At 54.7% G+C, this 4,376-nt stretch carries 5 protein-coding genes and 3 pseudogenes; 3 read left to right on the top strand and 5 right to left on the bottom strand.

Annotated elements, in window-relative coordinates:
- Positions 1–79 (top strand): annotated as a pseudogene (locus tag QT222_RS05630) (restriction endonuclease); the annotation flags it as partial.
- A 53-nt stretch (positions 80–132) separates the two neighbouring features.
- Here QT222_RS05630 and QT222_RS05635 read toward each other — a convergent pair.
- Positions 133–381 (bottom strand): annotated as a pseudogene (locus tag QT222_RS05635) (zinc ribbon domain-containing protein); the annotation flags it as partial.
- Here QT222_RS05635 and QT222_RS05640 point away from each other — a divergent pair.
- On the top strand, positions 349–603 hold the full coding sequence (locus QT222_RS05640) for a hypothetical protein (RefSeq protein ID WP_491476584.1): 255 nt from the start codon (positions 349–351) through the stop codon (positions 601–603). The pseudogene QT222_RS05635 and the gene QT222_RS05640 sit on opposite strands and share 33 nt — an antisense overlap.
- A 26-nt stretch (positions 604–629) precedes the next feature.
- Here QT222_RS05640 and QT222_RS05645 read toward each other — a convergent pair.
- The 4 genes and pseudogenes from QT222_RS05645 to QT222_RS05660 form a co-directional block, all read right to left on the bottom strand.
- A pseudogene (locus QT222_RS05645) lies at positions 630–713 on the bottom strand (IS6 family transposase); the annotation flags it as partial.
- A 126-nt stretch (positions 714–839) separates the two neighbouring features.
- A complete protein-coding gene (locus QT222_RS05650; RefSeq protein WP_004060493.1) occupies positions 840–1,277 on the bottom strand; it encodes a YybH family protein in 438 nt (145 codons plus the stop codon).
- 231 nt (positions 1,278–1,508) lie between these two features.
- Positions 1,509–2,459, bottom strand: coding sequence for a WD40/YVTN/BNR-like repeat-containing protein (locus QT222_RS05655; RefSeq protein ID WP_491476581.1), 951 nt, complete (start codon positions 2,457–2,459; stop codon positions 1,509–1,511).
- A 355-nt stretch (positions 2,460–2,814) separates the two neighbouring features.
- Positions 2,815–3,879 carry a DUF8127 domain-containing protein gene (locus QT222_RS05660; protein ID WP_491476582.1) on the bottom strand — a complete coding sequence of 355 codons (1,065 nt, stop codon included), beginning with the start codon at positions 3,877–3,879 and terminating at the stop codon, positions 2,815–2,817.
- Between the two features lie 132 nt (positions 3,880–4,011).
- On the opposite strand from QT222_RS05660, the gene QT222_RS05665 reads away from it, so the two are divergent.
- The coding region (locus tag QT222_RS05665; protein WP_491476583.1) for a transcription initiation factor IIB family protein at positions 4,012–4,376 on the top strand (365 nt) is incomplete at its 3' end.

Consider the following 4,376-nt stretch of genomic DNA (forward strand, 5'->3'; position numbering starts at 1 on the left):
CAACTGTGGTTCACACATCAAAACAGAACAGCTTGAGGTAACCCCTGTCTGTACGGGCTGTGCAGTCACCGAGCGATTTACGGTCAACAACCCCGGGTCGGGTGACTCGGGGCTTGTCAGTGTTCTCGGCCTCTAACTCGGTGCTGAGTACGGGATGAATCCCCGATTCGGCGTCACTGTCCCTGACTTAAGGGCAAGTTGACTGTTGCCCGTCTGTCGTGAGTCTTTTATCCCACGACGGACAAACCGCCACCCGATATTCTTCGCCGCATTATAATCCGCGTGAAGCACTTTTCCGCACTTCTCACACTCGAAGTATTCTTACTTCGGCCGATTTCCACGACTCGTGTGTCCACACTCACTACATCGCTGGGGTCCGTTACAAAAGTGCTTGATGGGGATGAACTTGTGTTTTTATTACTGGTGGTAGTCTTATTCCCTGAATTGTTATCGGTGGTAGTAGCATTTGATATTGTAGAGTTTTTGGTTTTCTCCCCAGGAGTAGAACTATGCTGGTCACTTGTACAACCTGCTGTGGGCAGGATAATGCCAATAATAATGGACGAAAAGTGCCTTCTATTTATTCCCATAGAGTCAATCTAAAAACCACTTTGTTAAATAGGCACTGTCTAGTTAGTGACCTCCTCAACAGGTGTTCGTCCACCGAGCGCTTGCTGCGGTCTCTGAAAATTGTAGCATTGTTCGAATTGTATATTTCTTCTAAATCCGTCGCAACGCACTCGCTGAGCAGGGCTGCGAGCATTCTAACCAATTAACTCACCGACCTGCTCGTTCCTCAAACTGGCGTAACTAGACAGTGCCGGGCCGAGAAAAATTCGCTACTTGTCGAGTGTTGGTTTGGCGTCCTCATCCATGTACATCTCGGAGACGATAACCCACTTCTCGTCTTGACGATTCAGAACCTTGAGCGAGTGATTTCGTCGGGTGGGTAGTTCGTCTCCCTCGGCGCTTTCCTGCCCCGCACGCTCGACAAAAGTCTTGGCCACGGCCACGTCGTCGCTGACGAACCGAATCGACCCGTCAGGTTCGCCGAGGATTTTCCCACGAGAGAAATGAGGATCTTCGAAGAGCTCTTCGTGATACTCAACGATCGCATCACGGCCGTGTAAGGTCGTACCGAAAGCGTTCGTCCAGTCGGCGTCCTCTGCATACATCTGAGCTAATTTCGTCGTATCGAGCTCACGGAACGCCTGCGCTGAGGCCATCAACAGTTGTTCGATCTCTTCTTCGTCTGTGCTCTGAGTGTTGTGTGTCATCGTCTGTTGTCTCGTCTGTACTTCGGTTATTCTGAATTTATTCTACATTGTCAATTTCGAACAGCGTACTCATATCATTTTTGTAAGAAAACATACCAATTCTCGTGCCGTAATTCCCAATCCCCACCGTGGCACCGGCTGCAGTACGTTTGGCCCCGACTCGGCACCCATCGAATTCGTTCACGGAACGTAGAGAGCAACCTGTGACTGGTCGCGAACGTGATTGCCTATTCAGGTCACGCTGAGTGACAACACGTCGTCCGGCACGTAACCTTGCGTCTCCCACGTTTTGTCTCCCGTTCGCCGGATGATTCTCCCCGAGTCGCCGACGCCTGTACCGGCGAATACGTGGTCATCGCTCGACGTGTACGCTAGAATCATTTCGTCCGGGCCACCCGGGTACGGTGCTTCCTCCAGCGTCTCACCGGCGTCGCTCGAAGCGAACATCGCTGCACCGGCGTCCAACGTACCGGTCCACTCCGGTGGAACAGTAGTCGAACCGCAAGCGTGTAGCATGCCGTCGTGGTGTATCAGGCCCCGGAAATAGGACGGGTCGACGGTGCGGTCGAGACGGGTCCACGTGACGCCTGCGTCGGCAGTGTGGTACAGTCCGCCTTCGGCAGCGGCGTGGTTCCGGTCGTAGATAGAGAGCCGCCCGCACGCGACGACGTATCCTTCGGGGCCGAGGGTGACAATCTCGTGAATATCGTCCTGAACGACGCCGGTTTCGTCCCTGATTTCGCACTTCGACCACGACTCGCCTCGATCCTCGCTTCGGTAGAGACCACCAACTTCGATACCTGCGAAGATGCGGTCAGGCGTTTCCGGGTGGCTAGTGACCGTCCGAACGTGGGCGGTTTCGCGGAATGCCGACCGCCAGAGCTCGGTGGTCGTCTGCTGTCGTAGCGAGCCGAGTTCGGTCCACGTGTCACCGTTGTCGGCCGAACAGAACAGTCGAGCGGGGTCCGTCCCAGCGTAAATTCGCCCGTCGGAAGCGACAAACACCTCCCAAACGTTTTCTTCGGGGAGCTCTACCGGGTTCCACGTCCGCCCGTCGTCGGTAGAGCGGTACAGTCCTTCATCGGTCGCAGCAAACGTCTCCTCCTCGTCGTGACGGCTGATTTTGCTCACCCGGCCGCAGTCGATAACGCGCTCGCTGTCGTCGAAGGGGAGAGAATCCACTCTATACAGGCCGTTTCTGGTACCGATGAGTCCGACCATGAGTGCATATAACATTCCACATAATTATTTTTATTTGTCAAGGTGTGTGAGCCCCACGCTTACGGTCTGTACTGTGATATGACGAATGTCATTGTTTGGGTAGTCGTCTCAACTGCCGTCAATACTGTTCTCTTTAACAACAATTTGGCTGGTTCAGTTGTTACGGGAATGGTTGGTAGTCTCGCTGCCGGAGTTAGCTAATTGCAGGCGGTAAGCCCCCTTCCTCAAGGAGCAACGTAAGCCGAAGGCCGAGTAGGCAGGGGTAGTTTACATGCTCTATCTCAGACAGGATAACGAAATCCGAGTTACTATCGACCTACTCGGTTATCTGAGCTCCTGAGGTATTCGTCAGTTCCGGGTCTGAATCCTCTTGACCAAAGACGACACCGTAGACAAGCGAGATGCCACCAGCAATAAATCCGAGAACGAGGAAGCCGAGCCCAAAGATAATTCCTGCAAGGCCATTCGCCAGTACATTTGCTCCGAGCACGAGCACAGCAACACCGACTGTAGTACCGATGAGCGCCGCCCACCGACGCTGGTGAATCAGAACGCCTGCGATGACACTCGCCGAGACAACAAACGCACTTGCCGGATCGGTGATGAATCGAGTAAGCGATGGGCTCTGTTCAAGCGCGGTCAACACCACAGTGATAGGGATCGAAAGTGCAGCGACCGCTACCGCACGAGGGACCGTGAGGACACGATTATCAGAGGGACTCTGATATCGGTAGTAGAGGATCCCAACTGCGACAGCGATGAAACCCCGTCCAACAGGAGTAAGAACATATCCCACTCCAGCTCCGAGTACGCGCGCTGTCAGCGCTGACTCATCTTCCGCTGCTACCGTGTAATATGAGCTCCCTCGTTGATACACTCCTGCATTGATAGACCCGCTTTCCACCGAGCCCGTCTCAATCGCAGTCTGAACGTCAGTGGGTGCTGTGTCGTACGGCTTTGCAACAGCATCCAGCACAGACGTCGCGTTGATGGGATCCATTCGTATGCGAGCTGATGTGCCACCATCGTTGACGGTGGTGTTCCACTGGTAGTACGATCCATTGTAGATGGTGTACTGGACAACTTGGCTCGGCAGGGCCTCGAGGACGCTAGCGAGCTGTGGAGTCACGTTCCCCTCAAACGAGCCGGTTTGGGACGCCTGAACGATTGGTCGAGTCGTCTGTTGATTGAGGTCCGCGAGACGAGTATCGAGATTCGAAACGTTCGTACTCACGTTGACTATACGGGCGGGGTCATCTCCCGGTTCTACTGGTGTTGCTGTATAGGTGAGCTGTGCCCCAGCCATAGCCGGGAACACTAAGCTACAGAGAACACCGACGATGAGAAGCCCGTATAGTGCGATAGTCCGGGTGGAGGGCACACTGATACCTCCGCTGTCATTTTGTAAGTTTTTTATGATTTTTCAGAGTACCAGACGCGCCTCAGAGCCGGATATCTGGTCGTGTTTAGTTAAAGATGAAGAGTGAGGCGGCGTGATCAGGCGTGTCAGTACGTGCGCTCAGCACAGGACGCGGGACTCTTTCCGGGGCGGGCACACGAGGCAGTCGCCGCAGCGAGTGTCTACGCCGTCTGTCGGTGTACGGGGCTTTCACGAACGCTCGATGAGTTCGCGCCCGTAGCGCGAGTCCCCCAATCACAGATAATCTCCGCATACAAGGCGCTGAATACAGAGTTGGGACTCCCCACCCAACCAATTACGCCAGCAGCGTTCGTCCCACGCGTTGCCAACGCGTTGGACGTGACAGATAGCATTCGACGACAGGCTCGAACCCTCGCTATCGACACCAGCGAGGAATGGGCGCACTCAGGAGCGACCCCGAAAGCCGTGGCAGCGGCGTGTGTGTATACGGTTGCTCG

The sequence above is a fragment of the Haloferax sp. s1 genome (genome assembly GCF_058382125.1).